Source organism: Bacillus sp. JNUCC-22 (assembly GCF_018861275.1).
Lineage (GTDB): Bacteria > Bacillota > Bacilli > Bacillales > Bacillaceae > Bacillus > Bacillus velezensis.
The window spans coordinates 2,795,312-2,818,991 of record NZ_CP076408.1; the positions used below are offsets into that span (position 1 = coordinate 2,795,312).

Below are 23,680 nucleotides of genomic sequence, written 5' to 3' on the forward strand. Positions count from 1 at the left end.
CTACCTCATCATTTTTTTTAGTTTTTGAACAGCCGGCGCCAGCGCGGCCATAAACGGCTCCGTGATGTCAGCTGTATGGCTGAAATTCAGGCTGACTCTTATGCTGCTTGATGCAATCTGTTCGCCTTTATTCATTTGAAGAAGAACACGGCTCGGTTTGTGCTCTCTTGCCGAACATGCCGCGGTTGTGGAGACATATATTCCTTTTTCCTCAAGCATGTGCAGCAGCACTTCCGCCTTCACGCCCGGAACGGAAAAATTAATGATATGCGGCGCGCTGTTTTCGGCGGGGGTGTTGATGACGACCCCGTCCGTCCCGCTCAGCCTTTCCATGAGCGCATTCTTGGCAGCCTCCACGGAAGAAAGCCGCTCGTTCATGTCACGCGCGGAAAGATTGATCGCTTTCGCAAGGGAAACGGCGCCTGCCGTGTGTTCCGTTCCGGCGCGGACGCCTTTTTGCTGCGAGCCGCCCGTGATAAGCGGAATGAGCCGCGTTCCTTTTTTGACGATAAGCGCTCCGGTCCCTTTTAAGCCGTGAAACTTATGCCCTGAAACGGTGCAAAGGTCAATGCCCGCTTCTTCTATAGACAGAGGAACTTTATGAATGCCCTGCACATGATCAACATGAAACAGAATATTCCGGTGCTGCTTCAAAAACCCGCCGATTTCCTTTACAGGCTGAATGGAGCCGACTTCGTTATTGACATGCATGACGCTGACGATTATCGTATCCGGCCTGACAGCCAATTTGACGTCTTTCAAAGAAACGAAGCCGTTTTGATCGGCCGGAAGATATGTGACTTCAAAGCCGAACAGCTCTGTCAGCTGATCAAGCGTCTCCGTCACAGAAGGATGCTCAATCGCCGAAGCAATGATATGTCTTCCTTTACTCATGTTTGCCCAGGCTGCTCCCTTTAACGCCGCGTTATTCGCTTCAGTCGCGCCTGATGTAAATACAATATCATAATTTTTTAAACGCAAGGTTTTTTTTATTTGCTGAGCGGCCGCTTCAAGGAGCTGTTCCGTCTCAGTTCCTAACTGGTGCAGAGACGAAGGGTTGCCGAAATAACGGCTGCTCGTCTGTTTATACACTTCCAAAACCTCTTCATACGGCTCGGTCGTTGAGCTGTTGTCTAAATATATCATTTTTTTTACTCCTTTAATGAAAACGGTACATCGTATGATATTTATGCTACCATAACAAAAGTAAATATAAATTCGCAATAAATCGAGTATTGACTTCTCTGTACATTGCCATATAATAAGTAATGTTCGTTTTGTTATATTATCTGACAATTAATTGACGGAATATTTCAACATAGTATTTAGGAGGATTTTTATGAAACACTCACTACCTGTCAAAGATACCGTTATTATCGGTTTCATGCTTTTCGCACTTTTTTTCGGGGCAGGAAATATGATATATCCGCCGGAGCTCGGGCAAGCGGCGGGGCATAATGTCTGGAAAGCGATGGGCGGTTTCTTACTGACCGGCGTAGGTCTGCCGCTTTTGGGTATTATCGCCATCGCATTAACGGGCAAAGACGCAAAAGGGCTTGCCGATAAAGCTCATCCGGTATTCGGGACTATTTTCACCGTTGTGCTTTATTTATCAATCGGGCCGCTTTTCGCGATTCCGAGAACCGGAACCGTTTCATATGAAATCGGTGCAGTTCCGTTTTTAAGCGGCATTCCGGAAAGATTATCTTTATTTGTTTTCACGTTGATCTTTTTTTCTATTACGTATTATTTAGCTCTTAATCCTTCCAAAATCGTGGACAGAGTCGGAAAGATTTTGACTCCTATTAAATTCGGTATTATTTTAATCATCGTTGTAAAAGCCATTGCCACTCCGATGGGCGGGCTGGGCGCCGTACATCAGGCATATTCCGGAACGCCGGTGTTCAAAGGATTTTTGGAAGGCTATAAAACAATGGACGCGCTCGCCTCAATCGTCTTCGGCGTCGTTGTCGTCAACGCTGTTAAAAGCAGGGGCGTCACCCAGCGTAAAGCGCTCGCCGCCGCTTGTATTAAAGCGGGTCTGATTGCAGCGGCAGGTTTGACATTCATTTATTTATCTTTGGCCTATTTGGGAGCGACAAGCACGGACGCTGTAGGTCCGATCGGCGAAGGCGCAAAGATTTTATCAGCTTCATCAGATTACCTGTTCGGTTCACTGGGAAACATCGTTCTCGGCTCTGCCATCACCGTTGCGTGTTTAACGACAAGCATCGGGCTTGTCACATCTTGCGGCGAATATTTTTCAAAATTGATTCCCGCTTTATCATACAAAATGGTGGTTACGATTGTCACGCTGTTCAGTCTGGCGATTTCAAACTTCGGACTTGCTGAGATTATTGCATTTTCAGTTCCTATTTTATCAGCCATTTACCCGCTGGCAATTGTCATTATCGTCCTTTCCTTTATTGATAAAATCTTTAAGGAAAGACGGGAAGTCTATATCGCCTGCCTGATCGGAACGGGGCTGTTCAGTATCTTGGACGGTTTGAAGGCAGCAGGCATTCCGCTCGGATCATTAGATTCATTCTTAAACGCAAATCTTCCGCTTTACAGCATGGGAATCGGCTGGGTGCTTCCGGGCATTGCCGGAGCGATCATCGGCTGCATTATCACGTTTTTTACCAGCCCGCCCATCGAATTAAATAAAGCAAAATCGTAACATTCAGCGCCTGCGGTTTGATGTAGATCAGCCGCAGGCGCTTTTTATATTCCGTGAGAAACTAAAAAACTGCACCTCTGATTTCCATCAGGGTGCAGTTTTTGCTTGTGCGTCTATGAAGCAGATTGATCAGCTTTAATTTTTTTCACGGCGCCGGGAGCTGCTTTTTCAACAGCATCTGCCGCCATCTCATAAGCTTCATTATAGCTGTAAGCGTAAAACAGCCGTTCCGCTTCTTTCAGCTGTTCGGATAAAATATGATTCTGGCTTCGGAAGCGGTTGCCGTACTGGATGATCCGCTCAATCAGCTTCACCTGAATCACAAGATCTTCCGCCTCTTCGCTGACTTCCTCAACCGCCTTTTCGGCTTCAGCCAGATGTTTGGCGGCTTCCTCCATGTTCAGCGGCAGCACTTCCAATTGGCTGACGGTTTCTTCTATATGATGATTTGCCGTTTCGAGCTTGTCCTTGACTTGTTCAGGAATTCCCGGCACGTTGCTTTTTTGCAGCATTCGGGCCGTGTCAGAAATGGTTTTCCGAAGATGCATCAGCGTTTCCCGCGCCTGCAGTTCTTCTTTTCTGAGCGCCTGCAGATTTTCACGGTATTCGGCATGTTCTTTCTGAGCCTCTTCCATCTGCTTTTCGATGGCCTCGACTTCTTCAATCAATAGAGAGTAAGCGACATGCTCACCATCAAGCTTTTCTCTCGCCTGCTCAAGGAGCCGGCCGATCGTTTCCAGCTGTTTTTCGAAGGCATGCTGTCTGCCGATTTCACCCGCCGTCAGCTGATAGCTTTCCTTGACGAGCTCCGTTTCGGTTTTTGTGCGGTCTTTTTCTTCCTCAAGCTTCTCATACGCGATGATCAGCTCAGGCATTTTGCTTAATACGGACTGTCCGGCTTCCACTTCGCCTTCCAGCTGGTCATACATCGATTGAATGGTTTCATCAATCAGCTGAAGAATGGCGGACGCTTCGTCGACATCCAATTCTTCCAAAAGCGCGTTTTCGGCCCGTTTCAATTGATTTGTGAGTGTATCCAGCTCTTTTTCGATTTGAATATGCTCCAATTTGTAGCCTTTTTCCGTCATTTCCCGGTAGCCGTCTTTCAGCTTGGCAATTTGGTTCGGCACGGTCTGTTTACAGTCCGCAAGCAGTTTCGGAACGTCATCTATGTATGTCTGAAGCTGATCCAGTCTGCGGTCCTGTTCAAGCAGCACTTTTCTCGCTTTGATGTAATTGCCGCTTTCCGTCTCTTCTTCGAACTCTTTTATGCCGCTCCAGATTTCGTCGAGATCCGTCTCCAGGCTGTTATAAAGCTCTCCGTAGAGATGGCTGTACGCCAGAAGGTTTTTCCGCGCTTTTGAATACCGCTCACGCACCTGTTCAATCTCTCCGCGGCTTTTTTCCTCGCTCGTCACAAGGTCGCTGATCTCACGCAGTATGCCTTCTATATTTGATTCGGCTGCAGTGAGAAGGTCGTCGATGTGGACAAGCACCTGATTCGCTTTTTTAAACCGGTATTTGTCGGCGTTCTCTTCGGCATCATAAAGGAGCTCTTCTACTTTCGGCAGATGGGCTGTGACAATTTCATCCCACTCTTCGCGCCATCTTTCAAAGAACTCTTCCGTCTCTCCGGTCATTTTCAGATGTTTGATCTTGGACATTTCTTCCACTATCGAACGGTTTAAAATTTCAATCTTCCATGACTCCAGCCGGTCAATTTCCGTATAAATTTTTTTCCTGAAAAAGTAGCCCGCCGCAAAGAGCGCGAGCAGTATAACCAATAATCCGATGACTAACTCCATAATGAGCCCCCTTGTTGTTCTCTTAATCTGTCAGGGTGTTTTATGTATTCAGAAAGATTTCAATATATGTATTGAGAAAATCTGTCGTTTTCATTGTTATTATGATACCATGTAACCAACATTTTTTGACCAGAAATCAAAAACTTTTTGCATAATTTCGGCAGGATTCTGCAATTTTTTAATGGAGTGACACAAATGGAAAAACGAGACGCTCATATCCACACCCCTTTTTGCCCTCACGGCTCGAAGGATGCGCTGAAACAATATGTCGAAAAGGCCCTGGAAAGAGGCTTTGACTCGATCACATTTACAGAGCACGCCCCCCTTCCTCCGTCATTTCAAGATCCCGTACCGCTTCAGGACAGCGCGATGGATCTCAGACAGATGGAGGTTTATTTGGAGCGGCTGTCACAGCTGAAAAAGGAATACGATGGACAAATCAGCATTCTGACTGGACTTGAAACCGATTTTATCACAGGGTATGAAGAGGAAACCGCGGCGTTTCTGAACACGTACGGCCCCTCACTGGATGACGGCATTTTATCCGTTCATTTTTTGAAGACCGGTCCGTCTTATATATGCCTCGATTTTGACGAGCACGCCTTTCAGCAGCTTGTCGCACAATTCGGAAGCATTGAAGCCGTATATGAACAATACTATGAAACTGTGTATTCTTCCATTGTAACACCGCTCGGCCCCTTTAAGCCAAAACGGGTCGGCCATATCACGCTCGTCAAAAAATTCGCGCGCCTTTTCCCTTACAGCATGTCACCTCAAATAAGAGAGCTTGCGGCCCGCTGTCTTGACGCCGTGAAAGAACACGGAATGGAGCTGGATGTGAATACATCCGGGCTCAGAAAGAAATTTGCCGGGGAAGTATACATGGAGGATTGGATGGCTGAGACGGCGAAGCAAAAAAAAATCCCGCTCATATTCGGGTCGGACGCCCATCAAGCGGAAGATGTCGGCAGTTCCTACGAAACGTACAAAAGCATCATTACTTCATAAGCGCCGCATCAGGCCGTCGGAACACGCTTTCGATCCAGATCTTCACCTCTTCAAAATACCTTTTATAAAAGTACGGTTCATGAGGCTGCATATAGAGCACCTCCGTAATGTATTGAGGCTGAAGATACGGCATCATCAAGAGGGATTTCAATTGCAGAATAAAATGCGGCACGGGCAGCGTCAGCCGTCTGTGGCGTGACTGCCCTTCTTCAATCACCAGCTGGAAAATATATTTTTCTTTCATTAAGTAAGTAGACATAATTTCCCTGATAAGCACGGAATCAATCGTCACTTCCCGGTATACAAACCGCGTTAATTGACGGTTATCGTGCTGATAGGATAAAATATCGAAAATCACCCGCAGGATGCGTTCCTGCGCGTCTTCACCGTTCATACTGACGGCGGCTTTTTCCAGCGCTTCAGTATAGCCTTCGTAAAACTCGGAAACTAAATGTTCCATTAATCCGCCTTTCCCTTTAAAATAGTAGGAGATGTGCGCAACATTTACATCAGCTGACTTTGCGATTTCACGGACGGACGTGCCGGAATAACCTTTTTGGTTAAACAGCTGGACAGCGGCGTTAATAATTTTGTCTTTGGTGCTTACTTTCATACGGCTCACCCCTTTATGTGTAACAATTCAAGCAGAAAGGCGCCGTTCCTGTAAGAACTTCTCGACAAATGCCGGCAGAACGGCCGGAACTTTGTTTGATATTATAGAAAAAGTGAGGGTTTTCCATGTTTCATGTCGAAAAACAATCCGGAGATAAAGAAAAAAGTTATCAGCTTCTGCTTAAACAGCTCGAAGCCATGACAGAAGATGAAACGGATGCGATCGCAAATTACGCGAATGCGTCAGCGCTTTTATACCATTCATTACATGAAGTCAACTGGGCGGGGTTTTACTTCGCTAAAGAGGGCGAGCTCGTACTCGGACCGTTTCAAGGACTTCCTGCCTGTGTGCGCATTCCGTTCGGCAGAGGCGTATGCGGCACTGCCTACTCTAATGGCTCGGTGCAGCGGATTGCCGATGTGAATGCGTTCCCGGGACATATCGCCTGTGACGCGGCTTCCCAGTCGGAAATCGTCCTCCCGATCCGCGTAAACGGTGAAGTGATCGGTGTGCTGGACATTGACAGCCCCGTGAAAAACCGTTTTGATGAAACGGACGAAACCTATTTAGCAAAGTTTGTTGAAACGCTTGAAAAACGATTAGGATAAAAAAAGGAGCCCGGCCGGCAGGCCGGCTCCTTTTTTATGTCGTCGTGCTGTTTTGATGGATGATCAGCCGGTTTTTGCCGTTCCGTTTGGCGATATAAAGCGCCTCATCCGCTTGCTGAACGAGCAATTTCAACGGCATCGGGCCGGTCTTTGACCAGCAGGAAACGCCGCAGGAAATCGTCACGCGCGGCTCGGTGTTTTCCCGGATGGCGCGAACCAGCCTTTTAGCGATGCGTTCTCCGGATGACACGTTGATATTCGGCAGATAGACAGCCAGCTCCTCGCCCCCCCACCTCGCAGCGACATCATGCTCACGAATATGGTTCTTCATAACGGAGGCCACCTGAATCAGGATCGAATCTCCCGTTTGATGACCGTATGTATCATTAATATTTTTGAAATTATCGATATCAACGAGGATGAATACACCCCGTTTATGAATTTTCATGCTGTATTGAATTTTCTCATCCAAATAGGTTCTTGAATACAGCTTCGTCAGCTGGTCTGTCTGAACAAGATGCTCAAGCCTGTCGCGCAGCATGGAGTTCGTGACCGCCAATGTCGCATGGTGAATGAGCGCTTGAAAAAGCTTATACATTTCAAACGTAAAAGCATACAAATCCTTTTTCAATAAAATCGCGAACCCGAAGACGGTGTCATTTTCGATCATCGGCACCGCCATCAGCGAGCCGAAACCGTTTTCGCCGAATACAGTCTTTCCGCTGCCGATAAACACGCCCTTTTCTCCCTCGAAGAGCTTTTCTTTCACAATGCTGATATAGGGGTTCGCACGTTCTGTCTTAAAAAAAGCGGTATGTCCCGGAAGCAGATTTTGCGTCTCAAAATGATCAATATGAAAAAAAGCCACTTCTTCCGCATGAAACGATTGGGTCATAATGGCGGCGAGCTCCCGCATCGTATCAGTGAGTCTGAGGCGCTGATTCAGCTGGCGCGATGTTTCATTAATGAGCTCCAGATTCGCAATGCTTTTTTTCGATTGCTCATAGAGCTGCGCATTTTCAAATGCTTTTCCCGCTGCGCCCGCAAGCAGCAGCATTTCACTGAGAGTACTGCACGAAAGAACGGCATCCTGCAGCCCCTCCGTCTTCAAAACCCCGTAAGTCCCCTGCTGGCCTTTGATCGGCAGATAAGCAGATGACCTGCCTTTTCTGAGCAGCCTCCCCGATAAATAAACCTTCTGGGCAGACGGATCGGCATCTTTTCCGTCCATATGTAATTCTTTTGCGGGAAGCTGTCTGTCCGTATCCTGATCCTGAGTGATAAACAGTGAAAAACGGAAAGACCGGAAAGCCGTACTCAAACTTGCCTGCAGTTTTTCCAAAACCTCATTTTGGTCCAAAAGCGAATGGAACATTTCTGTCATTCTGTGAATTTTCCGCTGATGCTTCGTTTTGTCAAACAGCCCGCTTTGTCTCACAGATTGATTAATGAACTGAGTAACGATCTCAGGCAATGATTCCGGGATCGGCAGCCCGCCTTCCGAGCACAGATAAAAGGATCTGCCGGACGTCTGATTCCTGATCATAAAACGGCCGTCACTCTCTTTCAGCGGAGCATAATGCGGTTCATCTTCTGTTTTTATGGTGAAACGTGTTGATTCTGCCGGTGAAAGGGTCAATGAAAGAGATGTAAAGCAGGATTCTAGAGCTGAGGCCAGCCATAACAGCGAGTCGGATAATGAGACGGATTCAGATTTCGTTAAGAAAAAAGAAAGCATTTTCTGATGAAAGGCCGTCACTTCATCAATTGTTTGTTTTTTCATTTTTATCACCTAAACATGTACTACTCATTTTTGTACATTATATCATAAACCGGCACTCTTCATGGAGAAATGGTTGACGGCGGCAGGGAAAAATCATATAATGTTCTTTGTGTGAAATATTGCAGCCTTTTTGTTCAGCTTCTGTGTTTGCATTTTGTTCCTTAGCTGTAAGGTGTATCGTGTAACTCTCTGCTGCTGGAGCGAGGATACATGAAAACAAAATGTGCACGGTCGGATCGAACAGACGGTTTTTATTTTCCACAAAATAAAACCAAAGGAGGAGTCACATTATGGCTCGCTATACAGGTCCATCTTGGAAACTGTCTCGCCGTTTAGGAATCTCTCTTAGCGGTACAGGTAAAGAATTAGAAAAACGCCCTTACGCACCAGGTCCCCACGGTCCGGGACAGCGTAAAAAACTATCAGAATACGGTTTGCAATTGCAAGAAAAGCAAAAACTTCGTCACATGTACGGTGTAAACGAACGTCAATTCCGCACATTGTTTGACAAAGCTGCAAAAATGACTGGTAAACACGGCGAAAACTTCATGATTCTTTTAGATGCACGTCTTGATAACGTTGTGTACAAGCTCGGTCTTGCGCGCACTCGCCGTCAAGCTCGCCAATTAGTTAACCACGGTCACATCCTTGTTGACGGAAGCCGCGTTGACATTCCGTCTTACCAAGTAAAACCTGGTCAAACAATCGGTGTTCGCGAAAAATCAAGAAACCTTTCTATCATCAAAGAATCTGTAGAAGTAAACAACTTCGTTCCTGAGTACCTTACTTTCGACGCTGAAAAGCTTGAAGGTACATTCACTCGTCTTCCAGAGCGCTCTGAGCTTGCTCCGGAAATTAACGAAGCGCTTATCGTTGAGTTCTACTCCCGTTAAGTAAAACGCTCTTTAAAGAGCATTGGATTAAACCCCGGACATGTTGTGATGACAATGTTTCCGGGGTTTTTCTTTTGGGCTGTCAGAATAATGGACAGATGCTCCCTCTCTTTATTAAAAAAGCCCTGTCCGGGGCTTTTTTTTATGTACCTACTGGCCGCTCTGCTAATTTTAGAGTACCCACCGGGCGCTCTGTTATCTTAACATCTGATGATTCTTGATTAATCTTAACTGCAGCTAAACCACTTAACGTAACGAAGCTTAGGGCTGCACAAAGAATCATTTTTTTCAATTATAATCCCTCCAGGTGCCTCATTTTCTCCTCGGCTAAAATAGCATGTTCAGAAAATTCAATGCTTCTTTTATAAGGCATTATTGTTCCTGCTGTTTATCCTGCTGGGCTGAAATCGGTCGTATACGAATGATTAAAGCTCATCACTCTGGTGAGTTCTATAATAATTCTCAGCAGTATAGATATTCCATTCCCAAAAACTTGATCCTTGAGACAAAATATACCTATCTAAAAATATCTCAAAATTAAGTTGCATTGGTTCATACTCAATAAATCTGCGGAACCATAAATAGTTTGGATCTGTGGCATTTTGGTTTTGTGAATTAACAAATAACATCCGTCTAACAGATGTGCGACGGGAATAAACTGAGGCTCTAAAAAACCATTTTGCATATACTTTTCAATCTCTTCTAAATTAAGAATATGCAAACCCCCACCTGCATTCTCACCGTAAATCAACAAATCAAATATTCTGGCTCCGTTATGCAATTTTAAAAAGGTTTTATAATCTTCAGGAAGTGAGACTTTTATTTTCTTCTCAAAACTCTCAATCTCCAGATCTGTTGCACCTTTAAAGAAAGTACATTCTGTTTCTAAAAGAGCTCCTTCATTCCCTAAAATTTTCAAGCGGCCTTTTTCATCAATTAATTCTTTTAGACCTTGGAGCGTTTTTTCAACAAAAACTGCCATTGAGCCACCTCTTACTTATTAATATTTATCCCACCAAGGATTTAATAGATTTTGGTGCATATCACGAGGGAGAGGATACAAATTATTAAAGTTATTTTTTCCCCCATACTTTAGCGGAATCACATGGTGAATATCGAATCAACTCCAATTCCACTTTGGATCAACTTTGTCTTTTTAGGATAATACGACTTTGAATATGATTTACCTACTTTAATGTCTTTTCCTAAAAATTCTCTGTTATGGAGAAAAACCCTTCCATATTTTCCGCTATAAGTGTTACTTTCATATAAATCGTTTCTTGCTTCGATAACTATCGGCTTTTCGCCAACTATGCTTGCTATTTTAATTGTGGTTGTGTGGATTTTTTGTTGGGGTCATATATTGTTGTGTAGGACATCGTAACTAAGCTGGCTGCTTTAGTGTGCGCTTTTCTTCTTTTTTCTCAACGTCTGGCACATTAACAATGTTGTTTTCTTCTTTGGCTAAGGGGTTCTTATAGGTTATTTCATTGTGGCTATCCTGTTTGGCAAGTTGTCGTGCCTCCTTAATGATGGAAGCCTGGCCATCATTATTGCTCTTAGCCACTTCATTCTTATCTACTGTTAAAGTTTCTTTTTCTTCAAAGGTTACTGGTTTTGCTAATCCAAACGAGTCCTCTTGTGTTGCTTTCGTTTGCGGCGAAAATCCAATAGCAATCAATAGAGTTGCGACAAGTAAACAGATTGAGTTTTTTAACAACCTCATACAAATCCTCCTTCATTTGTTTTCTGGTCTATCATGCTATATTTTTACTTTTATTTAAACAATTTGAAAATTAACCCTGCTCCCTTTAATAGGAGTTCCTTTTTGAGAAGTCCTAAAGTAACTGTTTAGTAGAGATTCGCGCTTTGCTTTTGTTTTAACCCTAAATGCCGTCAGGAGTCATGGATTGCATATGCCGTTTGTGAGCCATATACGCCGTTAATAAGTTCTTTACCTTTTTATCTAGGCAATGATGGAGATCTGCTGACAAGCCTAAATCCGAACTGAATTCCTGTAGTTGCGCTGCCATGTCTTTTTTATGGATAATAACAGGGTTGAGATTTGGCACCCTTTCAGCCGCACACCTCACATTCTTTCCTAATTCCTCTAAGGCTTGACTAATTATTTTATGTAATCCCTCCAATCATATTCTTTCTAAACTGCCCCCGTACTCAGTCGTTAACCGCCAATCGTTTATCCCGAGATTTACCGGACGCAGTTTACAGAGAACATAAAACTTTTTTCATTACTCGAGAGACGAATACTGCCATAACTTTCTGGGAATATTTGATTTGTAAGAGAATACTGCTGCTGTACCACCCATAAGAGAAAAGCCTCCTACTGTGTTGACTCGCTTAACAGTTGGAGGCTTTTGTCCTTAAATTTAAAGCACCCTCCCCTGCGGGAAAGCGCCTGCCTGTTTATTACCTATTACCATAATACCTTATATAAAAAAATTAGATGAGTTTGCTTATATTTTAAATTTCTTCATCCTTCTAAAGCTGTATATTAAGCTCTATAAGCTTTTTTAAGTCATTCGCATTTCTTGTTTAATATGGAGATTTAAACCACTTATCTAATTTAATTTTTTGAGAACAATAGAAGCGTTTACGTTTGTTTGCGTTCCCCCTGCTAAAGTTTGAAGAGTAACTGCTGCTGCAGAAGTATGATTTACAAGAGTAAGAATGTCACCTGCTGCTAGAGTAATTATGGCCTGACCATTGTTCTGTTGAGTACCAGCTCCTGAACCGTAAACTGTGTTCGTCACCGGCCCTCCATTTACAAATAAAGTGAATTGGTTAGGCTCTACACCCGAGACTGAAAAAGTGACCTCGTAATCTCCTGGAGTGGTTACTATAATTTGAGCTGTTCCAGGGGCATGTGTAATGCCAGCAGTAGTGATTCCAGTTGAGTCAAAAATTACCGGAGCCTCTATAGCTACCGTTTCTGCACTTAGATTGTACACATAAGCATATTCTGATAGCCCAGATCCTGTGGCTCCGGTCACTCCTGTGACTCCCGCCGCTCCAGTTACCCCGGTCGCTCCAGTGGCTCCGGCTGGTCCGGCTGGTCCGATATCTCCTGTGGCTCCGGTCACTCCAGTGACTCCCGTCGCTCCAGTTACCCCGGTCGCTCCGGTTGCTCCGGCTGGTCCGGTTGGACCGATATCTCCTGTGGCTCCGGTCACTCCTGTGACTCCCGCCGCTCCAGTTACCCCGGTCGCTCCGGTTGCTCCGGCTGGTCCGGTTGGACCGATATCTCCTGTGGCTCCGGTCACTCCTGTGACTCCCGTCGCTCCAGTTACCCCGGTCGCTCCTGTGGCTCCTGTGACTCCGGCTGGACCGATATCTCCGGTGGCCCCGGTCGCTCCAGTGACTCCCGTGGCTCCGGTGGCTCCGGCTGGTCCGGTTGGACCGATATCTCCTGTGGCTCCGGTCACTCCTGTGACTCCCGCCGCTCCAGTTACCCCGGTCGCTCCTGTGGCTCCGGTCACTCCAGTGACTCCCGCCGCTCCAGTTACCCCGGTCGCTCCCGTGGCTCCGGTCGCTCCGGTTGGACCGATATCTCCTGTGGCTCCGGTCACTCCAGTGACTCCCGCCGCTCCAGTTACCCCGGTCGCTCCTGTGGCTCCGGTGGCTCCGGCTGGTCCGGTTGGACCGATATCTCCTGTGGCTCCGGTCACTCCTGTGACTCCCGCCGCTCCAGTTACCCCGGTCGCTCCTGTGGCTCCTGTGACTCCGGCTGGACCGATATCTCCGGTGGCCCCGGTCGCTCCAGTGACTCCCGTCGCTCCAGTGACTCCCGTCGCTCCTGTGGCTCCGGCTGGTCCGGCTGCTCCCGTGGCTCCGGTGGCTCCGGCTGGTCCGGTTGGACCGATATCTCCTGTGGCTCCGGTCACTCCTGTGGCTCCCGCCGCTCCAGTTACCCCGGTCGCTCCCGTGGCTCCGGCTGCTCCCGTGGCTCCGGCTGGTCCGGTTGGACCGATATCTCCTGTGGCCCCGGTCACTCCAGTGACTCCCGCCGCTCCAGTTACCCCGGTCGCTCCGGTGGCTCCCGCCGCTCCAGTTACCCCGGTCGCTCCTGTGACTCCCGCCGCTCCAGTTACCCCGGTTGCTCCTGTGGCTCCGGCTGGACCGATAGCTCCTGTGGCCCCGGTCGCTCCGGCTGGTCCGGCTGGTCCGGCTGGTCCGGCTGGTCCGGCTGGTCCTGTAACCCCTGGAATCCCTCGCAACCCTCGTAATCCTCGTTGTCCTACAATAACTTTTGTATAACAGATGGGACAGCAGTTACAGCAGTTTGGTTTCGGTAGTTTTTGTTTACATTTAGGGCATCTTCTATGCTGATCATAACCCATCAGCTGCTCATCTCCCTTAATGATTAATATATCATTATAATATGTTTAATTTATAAATAAGTGAGCACTAGTTTGATCCTCATTAAGTTTGTCAGCTGATCTTATATTATTTATCAATTTCTGTTTATAAATAACTCTTCACATTATTGTAATCCCTATTTGAATCGATGGGGACGCAGAAATATTTTGCCTTCCAGTCTACACTGCTGATTTTATCTGTTTCAACAATAAAAATTACATATTTGGCAAAAAATCTTCTCTTTGATGCGTCTGACCGTTTCGCGGGAAACGCCAGAATGCAGAGCGATTTCACGATATTTCACCCCGTCTACTACAAAGACAGTCCGGTGTTTCTCGTCAACTATTTCTTCATTAGCTCAATCAAGAAAATCAACAATAGATTCACATTTCCAGAGCCATTTTTCTCGGCGGTCCACTTGGCGTAATTCTGCCTGACGTTCGCCCTCTGATCCCCTCGGCATCCCCGCTTCATCTCAAATCGATTCTCAGATAAAAGAGCATCCCCAAACCTTTTGTTTAATATCAGTAAGCATAGATACAACCCCTCCCTGTACCGATTCCTCAAAAAAGTTACTCACTCTATTATTCCCCTCCCTATACTGCTATCACAAAACCCGAATATATAAATCCCATTGTATCCTGAAACTTTCATTTCTATCAGTTGTTATTTTTAATTTTAAAATACCGATTCCTCTTTTTGCTTTTGCCGCTCGTACACTAGCAAATAAGCGTTCATCCTGTCTTTAAACTTCTTTTACAAGTAAAAGGTCAGCGTCTCTTCCGGATTATGCAGCCGTACCGTTTTTTTCTCACACACCAAAAATCCGAGCAGCAGGATAAGTGAGCAATAAACTCGCGGGCCATGTGTTTTTAACATGCGGCACTTATTTCATTCGATAATTAAGCGAGTTGAGACAAAAAGTGGTTTTCCTCTACAGAGTGATTCCTCAGCAACCCTTCCTTGCAAGAGAATAAAAAAAGCACCCAGTCCGGATGCTTCATACATTAAAATCATCGGCCTTCCTTCTTCAATCACACCATACTCAGCTGCGGTTCAAATAATTCATAGTGAATGGATTCCGGCGGTGTATTGAATTCAGAAATCAGCTTTTTCATTTCTTTAATGAATGACGGTGATCCGCACAGGTAAAAATCAGCATCTTTATCTGTCATCACTTCTTCTAACAGCTGTTTGTCAATCCGGCCTTCCCGAAAACGAATGTTTTCTGAACGGTCTTGTTCGGACGGCTCGCTGTAAATAAAGAGGGTGTCAACGGATGAGTGTTCCGCGGCTTCTTCAGCTTCATGCCGCAACGCATGATACTCTCCGCTCCTTGCCGCATGGATAAAGAGAACGTTTCGCTGCGGCTGGGTTTTGGCAACCGTCTTTAACATGCTGATCATCGGGGTAATTCCGACACCGGCACTGATGAGAACCAGATTCTTTTTGGAATCAGGGTCTAATACGAAATCCCCGGCCGGAGCGCTGATCTCAATTGAATCCTTTTCGTGTAATTGGTCATGCAGATATGAAGAAACAATTCCGTCTTTTTTCACGGAAATCCTGTAATAATCCTTACCGGATACATCCGACAAACTGTACTGGCGGATATGCGTATAACCCGTGTCCGGAATGTATACTTTTACACTGATATACTGTCCCGCTTTGAACTCGGGGAGAACTTGTCCGTCTTCCGGTTTTAAATAAAACGACGTTATCTCCTTGCTTTCTTTTACCTTTTTATCAATTTTAAACGCCTTATAGTCTTTCCAGCCGCCTTTTTGCGTTTCCGCTTGTTCATACATGTCCTTCTCAATTCCGATAAAAGCGTCTGCAATGACGCCGTATGCTTTTTCCCATGCCTGAATGACCTCAGGAGCAGCCCCGTCTTTTAGCACATCCTTTATCGCGATTAACAAGTACTTTCCAACGATTGGGTAATGCTCGGGTTTAACACCGATACTCCGGTGTTTATGGCTGATTTGTTTGACGACGGGAACGATGTTTTCCAGCCGGTCAATATTGGCTGCGGCTGCAATCACAGCATTCGACAAGGCCGTACGCTGTGTTTTTTTCTTTTGATTCGTCTGATTAAAGATATTCAGCAGCTCAGGGTGATGCTGAAACAGCAGGTCATAAAATCGGCCTGTGATTTCTTCACCATGCTCTTCTAAGACCGGCACTGTGCTTTTAATGATTTCAATCGTTTTTTCATCGAGCATTCTGAAATCCCCCTAAAGATGTATGCATCTCGATTGACCTGAGAAAAGAATCGTTTTTGAATTCTTTTTTATAGATTTCCCCGCTCAAAAAGGGTTAGCCGTTCCAATTTGAGGCGGATTCAGGAAAAATCAGAAAAACGAAATTGCAGCTGAAAAATTGTGGACTTGCCATGGTGTACTTGTCCGATGCAAAATCCTCCTTGTCAGCATTTAATAAAGTACGGGAGGTGAGATGAATGGGTAAAAAATCGAAAGTGTATTACTGTGACCCTAAGTATATTGTGACTGACAAGTATACTGACAAAGAAGTGGTTTACGTCCATCCCATCAAACACATTAACAGAGAGCATATCCGTTATGTTCCCCGCCACGTTTATAAGGAAGAAACAATTCACGAAGTCATTGATCCGGGCGATCCGGGGAAATGCGGGTGTAAAAAGCAGAAAAAAAGACGCAAAAAGTAATTGGTTCGATTTCTTGCCTTATCTCAGGTTAAACACGTAAGTTTAAGCAGACCTCCGTACCTTTTGGCTCCTCTTTTTCAGAGGGGTCTTTTTTCATAAGCAAATACGTTGTGAGGCGGGAATCTGCCTGATATTCTTGTCATATACAAATTCACAGGAGGCATGATGTATGAGCAAAAAAATCGCAGTTCTGATGACAGATCAATTTGAGGATATTGAATATACAAGCCCGGCGGAAGCATTTAAAGAAGCGGGCCACAGTGTGGTGACAATAGATTTGGAAGCAGGGAAAGAAGTGACGGGCAAGCACGGTGAGAAAGTAAAGATCGATCAAGCGATCTCAGACGCAGACGCCAAGGAATTCGATGCGTTATTGATTCCCGGAGGCTTTTCACCGGATCTTCTGCGCGGAGATGACCGCCCGGGTGAATTCACTAAAGCATTCGTGGAAAATCAGAAACCCGTTTTCGCGATCTGCCACGGCCCGCAGCTGCTGATTGATACCGACCTTCTTAAAGGAAAAGATATCACGGGATTCCGCAGCATCCGCAAAGACTTAATCAATGCCGGCGCACATTATAAAGATGAAGAAGTCGTCGTGAGCCATAACATCGTAACGAGCAGAACACCTGACGATTTGGAAGCTTTTAATCGTGAATCATTGAACCTGCTGAAATAAGAGAAAAAAGCACAGACCCGTTCAGTCTGTGCTTTTTTACGGACTCTTAAAGAAACACCGTTCGTTTAGACCTATTCTCCGGCCCATCCATAATAAGTAAAATAAAAAGAGAATGTTTTAAAACCCGACAGGAGGTTCGCTATGTGGATGATCATTTTGCTGCTTTTCATTTTAATCGGTTTTACCGGTAATATCGTCTCGCTTTTGAGAGCGCAAAAACACGCATCTCAAAGAATAATTGAGCTTTTAGAAAAGCAAAGCCGAAAATAATCTGTTAGCGCTGTGTTAACCATAATAGTAATAATAATTCCGGCAGATTTCCTGAAATATGATTTGATGCCCTTTCTCGTTCGGATGAAGACCTTCTGACATGCACATGCTGCGGAAAGCGGGATTATACGGGTCGATGAGATCTGTATCAAACAGGTCGGCATACGGTACAGAGAGGAGTGTGCAGGCTTCTTTTTGGGCTTTCACATAGTCAGCCAGCTTCAGGCCCAGTTTATTTTTATCAGTATCACGGCGGACGATTTTTCCTTTTGATATTTTTGCTTGTCTCGTTGGGGTCACCACAATGATGCTCGCGCCTTTATTTCCGCTCCGCAGCTGCTGGATCACTTGGCAGAAGCCTCCGTAAAATGTGGTGATATCCTTTTCATCTGTGTCGATGGGAATGTGGTTGCACCAATCATCATCTGTTCCCTGGACAATGATGACATCATGTCCCTTTGTTTTAAGCGCCTGCTGATAAATGTTATCGCTTCCGTTGTTGCTCATATTAACGCCGCTGACAGACAGATTGGTTATTTCAGCGTTTGTCCGGTCTTTCAGAATGTCACCAAAGCCGTATTCCGCACGCAGCCCCCGGGCGACGCTGTCACCTAAGATCGCGATTTTTGAAGCCTTCCGCAGCCTGCTTATGCTGATGAAGTCAACGCTGATATGCCCGCTGTCCGTGATATGCAAAAGCTTGCTGCTTATGTTTGGCAAAGAGACTGTCTTTCCTGCAGAGTTATAAAAATCCTCATTCAGCTTCATTCGGCGTCATCCCTTCCTTTTTATCCTCCGGCATCTTTGTTGACATAAAAAACGGACACGAACAAACAGCGCCATGTTGTCAGTTCAGTGTCCGCAGATGATGATACTGGATCTTTTATGCAGTTCTCTTGCCATTATAGCAGATCTCCGTTACTTGTAATAGAGTCTGCTGTCAGCATTTAAAACAGCGTTTGCGGGTACGTTTTTGATGGGACCGTCTCGTGCGATGTGTCCGACGGTGTGTCCGGCGATCTGTCCGACGGTGTGTCCGGCGATGCGTCCGTCTTCTGCTGCGGGAGCGGTGTGTCCGGTGATGCGTCCGTCTTCTGCTGCGAGAACGGTGTGTCCGTTTTCTGCTGCGGGAACGGCGCGAACATTTTTTAGAAACCGGTTCTTGGTATAAATACTCCCCTAAACCTTCTCTTTCCGCAACGGCAACTCCATGTTCAATTTCTTTAACAGAAATAGCGTTCATTCTGTTCACCTCCCTTTTTCTTTACAACATAACGTATGAAATGAACCCCTCACGTGTATAAGCTTATCTCTCATATGAGCGAGAAATAGTCATTTATACAACAAAAAGACCCGTGGGAACGGGCCTTTTGCAGACATTTTGCCGGGAACAAAAGCAAACTTAAGATCGATTTATTTCTTCCTCTCGCTCTCCGGCTCGGGGTGAATCATTACCTGTGCTTGTTTGAATTCATTCGTAATATCTCTTTCAATGCGGTCACACAGGTCATGCACGTCTTTAATCGTCACGTGAGAGGCTACGACCAGGTGAAAATCAATATACTCCTGCGGGCCGGAGCGCCTTGTACGAAAATCGTGAATTTCAATAAATTCCTGTTGAAATGTTTCAATAATCTTTAAAATTGTTTTTTCTTCCTCTTCCGACAAACGGGTATCAATCAGCGGCGGGAATGCTTCTTTCATTAACTTAAACGCTTCATATATGATATACACCGCCAGCACCATACCTATAATGGGATCAAGTATGTACCACTCCGTTAAGGTAACGACCAAAAGGCTTGCCGCTACGCCTAATGATGTGTACACGTCAGTCAGTAAATGCAGGGCATTTGATTTCATTGCCACGGAATTAACCTTTTCGGCTTCTCTTTTTACGAACTTCGAAACGATCAAATTAATGAGAGCCCCCGCAAGCATCACAACAATTCCCAATACAGGCAGATGAACCGGCGCGGGGTTGACCAGTTTTTGAACGCATTCATATATCATCCAAATCCCTGCCGCAAAAATCAGAATCGTCTCGATAGTCCCCGACAGATTCTCGACTTTTCCATGACCGTACGGATGCCCTGTATCAGCCGGCTTTTTTGAAATCCTGACGGAGATAAAGGCAATGAAGGCGGCGATCAAATCTAAAAAAGAATGGATGGCTTCAGAAAGTATCGCGACAGATCCGGTTATTATCCCCACCACTATTTTGAGCATGACGACCAGGGAATTGCTTATAACCGATAAAAAAGCGATTTTAGAGGTGTTTTCCACCGTGATCCTCCTCTTTTTTACTTCTTGAATTTATCGTATCAAACAGCATTCGTGTGGGTCTACGGCAACGTTTTTCACAAAAGCCATACATGTAACTCACCATAAACTAAGTTGGAAAGCGACAAAACGGGCGCACCTTTCTTTCAGCACTCAAGTCCCATTGACAAGATATAACCGCTTACATTATAGTAGTTTCATGAATAACCACTACGGAGGATGCTTATGGAGGATGTTCTGAAAGAATTACAGAAATTTGGATTTTCTCAATATGAATGTAAAGCATATATCGGCTTGTTGAAACACTCGCCTGTTACCGGATATGAAATCAGCAAAAGGTCAGGCGTTCCCCGCTCAATGATCTATGAGGTATTGGGGAAATTAGTTGATAAAGGCGCTGTCCATATTGTGCCGTCTGATCCTGTTACATATGCCCCGCTGGCCGGAAAAGAATTAATCGACCGGCTCCGGCACGATTTCGAGAGCTCATTCGGCTACCTTGAGGAAAAGTTATTGGCGCTGGAAAGCGAGCAGGAGATGAATGTCATCCGCCGCATCAGCACAAATGATCATGTCATCAATGAGATGAAGGATATGATTGAAAAAGCCGAGGAAGAGTTGTGGCTGTCTGTCTGGGAACAGCAGATTCCCTTTATTCAAGAAGCCGCTAACAAACGCGCCGCCGAACAATTGCCCGTCTTTTCGATTGTGTTCGGCCCTCCGGAAGTGAAGCTCGGAAATACGACAAATCATAATATGTCTCCTGAAGTGGCGGAGAAACGGATGGGCGGAAGATTAACGATAGCTGCCCGCGATAATAAAGAAGTCTTAATCGCCAATTTTTCTCCGCAGACGAATGCCTGGGCCATTAAATCAGAAGATCCCGCTCTCGTTCTCGTGGCCATGGAATATATGAGACACGATCTGATGTTCGCGGAGCTTGTGAAAGAAGTAGGGGCTGAGAAAGTTGAAGGCCTGATGAAACAAAACCATTCGTTATTTCATGTCGTCACCGGAAATCGGTTCATATAAATGTGAACCGTATTTTCTTTGATTTTTTCATTAGTCGTTATCATTATAATCTCTATGAAAGGAGTATAAAAAATGATTAACACAGAAGTGCAAAAAACCGCCGTTTCCCGGGAAATGAACGATACGTTTTTACAGGGGGTGCGGGATTGTGTGCCTACGCTGCTGGGCTATATGAGCATCGGTTTTGCTTTCGGCATCGTTGGCGTTGCCTCTCATCTAAGCATTCTTGAAATTTGTTTGTTATCTTTGTGTGTCTATGCCGGCGCCGCCCAATTTATTATTTGCTCGCTCCTTGTTTCCGGGAGTCCGATTTCCGCCATTATTTTAACGACGTTTATCGTCAATCTGCGGCACCTTCTGCTGAGCCTGACCATCGCGCCGTATTTCACGAAATACTCTTTGGCGAAAAATATCGGCTTCGGGGCTTTGCTTACTGACGAATCTTTCGGCGTAGCAGTGAACAAAGCGGCTCAGAACGGCAGGTTATACGATAAGTGGATGAACGGCCTCAATATAACCGCTTACATGTGCTGGGTTATTTCCTGCGTGATGGGCGGGCTTCTCGGACAATGGATATCTGATCCTTACGCGCTCGGCCTGGACTTTGCTTTGCCCGCTATGTTTGCGGCGCTGCTTGTGCTGCAATTGCAGTCGTCCGCTTCGGAAAAGCTGAAGCACAGCCTCTCCTTAATTCTCTATATGATCATTTTCATGGTCTTGTTATCGTATTTCGTCCCGTCACACATCGCGGTCATCGCCTCAACCGTGATTGTGGCAACGATCGGGGTGGTGACTGACAAATGAGCATCAGCACACAAATGATCTGGATTATACTCGGCTGCATGATTGTTACACTTGTGCCGCGCATTGTTCCGTTTATATTTGTCCGGAACATTCAGATGCCTGAATTGGCTTTAAAATGGCTCTCCTTTATTCCGCTTTGCATTTTGACGGCTCTGGTAACGGAAAGCATGATTGTGAAAACAAACAGCGCTTTGACCTTTGATTGGAAAGCAATGATCGTTCTTATCCCGACATTGCTTTGCGCGATGCGGACAAAAAGCTTATCCATCACGGTCATCACAGGAGTCTTGCTGATGGCCGCCGTCAGGCTGATATGGTGACAATCAAAAGCCTCCATTCCGCAGAATGGAGGCTTTCCCTTTATGATGTCGGATTTTCTTCTTCCGTCTCTGATTCCTCGGCTTTGGCTTCGGCGTTTATGCTTTGCTGCTGTTCCCAATGATCCCGCTGCAATCTTTCTTTTGCGATGGTAAACATGAAATTCACGGCGCAGCACCCCTTCCCTGTTTTGCTTATACTATGTACTGTACTCATTTCCCCGTGCAGTATTCACAAAACATAAAAAAGCAGCCTGCCGCATTGAGCGGCCGGACTGCTTTTTATTTTCAGTACGTGATCAGGAAGTATTTTTTCTTTCCGCGGCGCAGTACGGTAAATTGATCTTCAATGCGGTCTTCCGCAGTCAGAAGATGCCCGATGTCCGTCTGGCGCTCGCCGTTAATGTAAACAGCTCCGTTTTGAATGTCTTCGCGGGCCTGCCGTTTTGAAGGCGACAATTTAGATTCCACAAGCACGTCTACTAAAGACAGTTCTTCAGAGCGGTCTTTTTCAAACGAAGGTACATCTTTAAATCCTACCTTGACGTCTTGAGCGGAAAGCTCTTTAATATTGCCGCTGAACAGCGCCTGGGAGATATGAACGGCCTGCTCAAGCGCTTCGCGGCCGTGTACAAGAACAGTCACCTCTTCAGCGAGACGTTTCTGCGCTTCTCTTTTCTCAGGAGCCGTCTCCGTTTTTTCAGCATAAGCTTCAATTTCCTCTTTTGATAAGAAAGTGAAGTATTTTAAGTATTTGACGACGTCGCGGTCATCTGTATTGATCCAGAACTGGTAGAATTCGTACGGCGATGTTTTTTCTTTATCAAGCCAAATGGCTCCGCCTTCCGTTTTGCCGAACTTCGTGCCGTCAGCTTTTGTGACGAGCGGAATGGTAAGACCGAAAGCTTTCGCCCCTTCTTCTTCTGATTTTCTGATCAGTTCAAGACCGGCCGTGATGTTGCCCCACTGGTCACTGCCTCCAATTTGGAGTTTGCAGTTCTTTTCTCTGTACAGATTCAGAAAATCGTAGGATTGCAGGATCATGTAGCTGAATTCCGTGTAAGAAATCCCGGTTTCAATTCTTGAGCTTACGGTATCTTTCGCAAGCATGTAGTTAATTCCGAAGTTCTTTCCGACGTCACGAAGAAATTCAATAATGCTCAGCTTTCCGATCCAGTCAAAGTTGTTCGCTATGACAGCGGGGTTTTCTCCGGCCTCGAAATCTAAAAATCGGGAAAGCTGATTTTTAATTTTTTGCGACCATTCGACAACGATATCCTGAGTATTTAACGTACGTTCCGCTTTTTTGCCGCTCGGATCGCCGATCAGTCCCGTCGCGCCGCCTACAAGCGCAATCGGATGGTGGCCTGCAAGCTGGAAACGGCGCAGTGTCAATATCGGCAGAAGGTGTCCGATGTGCAGGCTGTCAGCCGTCGGGTCAAACCCTGAGTATAAACGGATTTTTTCTTCGTTCAGCTGTTTATTCAGTCCTTCTTCATCCGTCATTTGCTGGATTAAGCCGCGGAATGATAAATCCTCTAATAAGTTAGTCATTTTGTCTGCTCCTTTGTTTATGAAAATAAAAAACGCCCCTTCGTTTTAAACGAAGGGACGATATAATCGCGGTACCACCCTACTAATAAAAGCATAAAAAAGCTTTTATCACTCTTTTTGATAACGGACCGTGTCCGTTCTTTCACTACTGAAAGCCTTGGAATGGCTTTGTTCGCAAAAGCAGTTCATGAGTGTATTCGGCATATCTTATGTGCTGATTTTCACCGGCCATCAGCTCTCTTGAACAATCAGATACCCTACTTGTCTCAATCAAAACCTTTTCGTATG

The 23,680-nt window shown here is 45.6% G+C and carries 25 protein-coding genes, 1 pseudogene and 1 other annotated feature; of the genes and pseudogenes, 11 read left to right on the forward strand and 15 right to left on the reverse strand.

Annotated elements, in window-relative coordinates:
- The gene (locus JNUCC22_RS13485; protein WP_216061797.1) at positions 1-1,146 is read right to left on the reverse strand and encodes a cysteine desulfurase family protein; all 1,146 of its coding nucleotides are present in this window, start codon (positions 1,144-1,146) and stop codon (positions 1-3) included.
- A 193-nt stretch (positions 1,147-1,339) separates the two neighbouring features.
- Between JNUCC22_RS13485 and brnQ the strand changes: the two genes are divergently transcribed.
- The gene (brnQ, locus tag JNUCC22_RS13490) at positions 1,340-2,680 is read left to right on the forward strand and encodes a branched-chain amino acid transport system II carrier protein (protein WP_216061798.1); all 1,341 of its coding nucleotides are present in this window, start codon (positions 1,340-1,342) and stop codon (positions 2,678-2,680) included.
- Between the two features lie 113 nt (positions 2,681-2,793).
- Here brnQ and ezrA read toward each other — a convergent pair whose 3' ends face one another.
- Entirely contained in the window at positions 2,794-4,485 is a 1,692-nt protein-coding gene (gene ezrA / locus JNUCC22_RS13495; RefSeq protein ID WP_007613114.1) for a septation ring formation regulator EzrA, read from the reverse strand.
- 195 nt (positions 4,486-4,680) lie between these two features.
- Between ezrA and hisJ the strand changes: the two genes are divergently transcribed.
- Positions 4,681-5,493, forward strand: a complete 813-nt coding sequence (hisJ, locus tag JNUCC22_RS13500; protein ID WP_216061799.1) for a histidinol-phosphatase HisJ — start codon at positions 4,681-4,683, stop codon at positions 5,491-5,493.
- Here hisJ and refZ read toward each other — a convergent pair.
- Positions 5,483-6,106, reverse strand: coding sequence for a forespore capture DNA-binding protein RefZ (refZ, locus tag JNUCC22_RS13505; RefSeq protein WP_007408038.1), 624 nt, complete (start codon positions 6,104-6,106; stop codon positions 5,483-5,485). The two genes, hisJ and refZ, sit on opposite strands and share 11 nt — an antisense overlap.
- 125 nt (positions 6,107-6,231) lie before the next feature.
- Here refZ and JNUCC22_RS13510 point away from each other — a divergent pair, with 125 nt between their 5' ends.
- Positions 6,232-6,714 carry a GAF domain-containing protein gene (locus JNUCC22_RS13510; protein ID WP_007613120.1) on the forward strand — a complete coding sequence of 161 codons (483 nt, stop codon included), beginning with the start codon at positions 6,232-6,234 and terminating at the stop codon, positions 6,712-6,714.
- A gap of 34 nt (positions 6,715-6,748) precedes the next feature.
- Here JNUCC22_RS13510 and JNUCC22_RS13515 read toward each other — a convergent pair whose 3' ends face one another.
- Positions 6,749-8,497, reverse strand: coding sequence for a sensor domain-containing diguanylate cyclase (locus JNUCC22_RS13515; protein WP_216061800.1), 1,749 nt, complete (start codon positions 8,495-8,497; stop codon positions 6,749-6,751).
- A 290-nt stretch (positions 8,498-8,787) separates the two neighbouring features.
- Between JNUCC22_RS13515 and rpsD the strand changes: the two genes are divergently transcribed.
- Positions 8,788-9,390, forward strand: a complete 603-nt coding sequence (gene rpsD, locus JNUCC22_RS13520; RefSeq protein WP_003152406.1) for a 30S ribosomal protein S4 — start codon at positions 8,788-8,790, stop codon at positions 9,388-9,390.
- A 142-nt stretch (positions 9,391-9,532) separates the two neighbouring features.
- On the opposite strand, the gene JNUCC22_RS13525 is transcribed toward rpsD, so the two are convergent.
- The 6 genes and pseudogenes from JNUCC22_RS13525 to hmpA all read right to left on the reverse strand — a co-directional run bounded on the left by JNUCC22_RS13525 (position 9,533) and on the right by hmpA (position 15,992).
- Positions 9,533-9,673, reverse strand: coding sequence for a hypothetical protein (locus JNUCC22_RS13525; protein WP_223254684.1), 141 nt, complete (start codon positions 9,671-9,673; stop codon positions 9,533-9,535).
- Between the two features lie 142 nt (positions 9,674-9,815).
- Positions 9,816-10,372: pseudogene (locus JNUCC22_RS13530) on the reverse strand (SMI1/KNR4 family protein).
- An 18-nt stretch (positions 10,373-10,390) separates the two neighbouring features.
- A complete protein-coding gene (locus JNUCC22_RS19705; protein WP_324647714.1) occupies positions 10,391-10,495 on the reverse strand; it encodes a hypothetical protein in 105 nt (34 codons plus the stop codon).
- Positions 10,496-10,774: 279 nt separating this feature from the next.
- Positions 10,775-11,116, reverse strand: coding sequence for a hypothetical protein (locus tag JNUCC22_RS13535; protein ID WP_230245820.1), 342 nt, complete (start codon positions 11,114-11,116; stop codon positions 10,775-10,777).
- An 853-nt stretch (positions 11,117-11,969) separates the two neighbouring features.
- A complete protein-coding gene (locus JNUCC22_RS13540) occupies positions 11,970-13,625 on the reverse strand; it encodes a collagen-like protein (protein WP_252729702.1) in 1,656 nt (551 codons plus the stop codon).
- A 1,176-nt stretch (positions 13,626-14,801) separates the two neighbouring features.
- The gene (gene hmpA / locus JNUCC22_RS13545; protein WP_007408758.1) at positions 14,802-15,992 is read right to left on the reverse strand and encodes an NO-inducible flavohemoprotein; all 1,191 of its coding nucleotides are present in this window, start codon (positions 15,990-15,992) and stop codon (positions 14,802-14,804) included.
- Positions 15,993-16,151: 159 nt separating this feature from the next.
- Here hmpA and JNUCC22_RS19710 point away from each other — a divergent pair, with 159 nt between their 5' ends.
- The 4 genes from JNUCC22_RS19710 (at position 16,152) to JNUCC22_RS19640 (ending at position 17,405) form a co-directional block, all read left to right on the forward strand.
- The gene (locus JNUCC22_RS19710) at positions 16,152-16,223 is read left to right on the forward strand and encodes an SWIM zinc finger family protein (protein WP_141137932.1); all 72 of its coding nucleotides are present in this window, start codon (positions 16,152-16,154) and stop codon (positions 16,221-16,223) included.
- Positions 16,224-16,228: 5 nt separating this feature from the next.
- On the forward strand, positions 16,229-16,456 hold the full coding sequence (locus JNUCC22_RS13555) for a hypothetical protein (protein ID WP_007408759.1): 228 nt from the start codon (positions 16,229-16,231) through the stop codon (positions 16,454-16,456).
- Positions 16,457-16,625: 169 nt separating this feature from the next.
- Entirely contained in the window at positions 16,626-17,135 is a 510-nt protein-coding gene (locus tag JNUCC22_RS13560; protein WP_007408760.1) for a type 1 glutamine amidotransferase domain-containing protein, read from the forward strand.
- 141 nt (positions 17,136-17,276) lie between these two features.
- Complete coding sequence (locus JNUCC22_RS19640; protein WP_007613134.1) at positions 17,277-17,405, forward strand: hypothetical protein; 129 nt, start codon at positions 17,277-17,279, stop codon at positions 17,403-17,405.
- A 15-nt stretch (positions 17,406-17,420) separates the two neighbouring features.
- On the opposite strand, the gene JNUCC22_RS13565 is transcribed toward JNUCC22_RS19640, so the two are convergent.
- The 3 genes from JNUCC22_RS13565 to JNUCC22_RS13575 form a co-directional block, all read right to left on the reverse strand.
- Entirely contained in the window at positions 17,421-18,173 is a 753-nt protein-coding gene (locus tag JNUCC22_RS13565; protein WP_216061801.1) for an SGNH/GDSL hydrolase family protein, read from the reverse strand.
- A 179-nt stretch (positions 18,174-18,352) separates the two neighbouring features.
- On the reverse strand, positions 18,353-18,550 hold the full coding sequence (locus JNUCC22_RS13570; RefSeq protein WP_216061802.1) for a hypothetical protein: 198 nt from the start codon (positions 18,548-18,550) through the stop codon (positions 18,353-18,355).
- Between the two features lie 268 nt (positions 18,551-18,818).
- Positions 18,819-19,688 carry a cation diffusion facilitator family transporter gene (locus JNUCC22_RS13575; RefSeq protein WP_007408764.1) on the reverse strand — a complete coding sequence of 290 codons (870 nt, stop codon included), beginning with the start codon at positions 19,686-19,688 and terminating at the stop codon, positions 18,819-18,821.
- Positions 19,689-19,910: 222 nt separating this feature from the next.
- Between JNUCC22_RS13575 and JNUCC22_RS13580 the strand changes: the two genes are divergently transcribed.
- The 3 genes from JNUCC22_RS13580 (at position 19,911) to JNUCC22_RS13590 (ending at position 21,841) form a co-directional block, all read left to right on the forward strand.
- On the forward strand, positions 19,911-20,717 hold the full coding sequence (locus JNUCC22_RS13580) for a TrmB family transcriptional regulator (RefSeq protein WP_007408765.1): 807 nt from the start codon (positions 19,911-19,913) through the stop codon (positions 20,715-20,717).
- Positions 20,718-20,789: 72 nt separating this feature from the next.
- On the forward strand, positions 20,790-21,521 hold the full coding sequence (locus JNUCC22_RS13585) for an AzlC family ABC transporter permease (protein WP_038464177.1): 732 nt from the start codon (positions 20,790-20,792) through the stop codon (positions 21,519-21,521).
- The gene (locus JNUCC22_RS13590; protein ID WP_216061803.1) at positions 21,518-21,841 is read left to right on the forward strand and encodes an AzlD domain-containing protein; all 324 of its coding nucleotides are present in this window, start codon (positions 21,518-21,520) and stop codon (positions 21,839-21,841) included. Before JNUCC22_RS13585 ends, JNUCC22_RS13590 begins: the two co-directional genes overlap by 4 nt.
- A 40-nt stretch (positions 21,842-21,881) precedes the next feature.
- Here JNUCC22_RS13590 and JNUCC22_RS19645 read toward each other — a convergent pair whose 3' ends face one another.
- Positions 21,882-22,007 carry a small protein SR7P gene (locus JNUCC22_RS19645; RefSeq protein ID WP_007408768.1) on the reverse strand — a complete coding sequence of 42 codons (126 nt, stop codon included), beginning with the start codon at positions 22,005-22,007 and terminating at the stop codon, positions 21,882-21,884.
- 119 nt (positions 22,008-22,126) lie between these two features.
- Positions 22,127-23,392 carry a tyrosine--tRNA ligase gene (tyrS, locus tag JNUCC22_RS13595; RefSeq protein WP_007613147.1) on the reverse strand — a complete coding sequence of 422 codons (1,266 nt, stop codon included), beginning with the start codon at positions 23,390-23,392 and terminating at the stop codon, positions 22,127-22,129.
- A gap of 50 nt (positions 23,393-23,442) precedes the next feature.
- Positions 23,443-23,675: a binding site (T-box leader), on the reverse strand.
- Between the last annotated feature and the right edge of the window lie 5 nt (positions 23,676-23,680).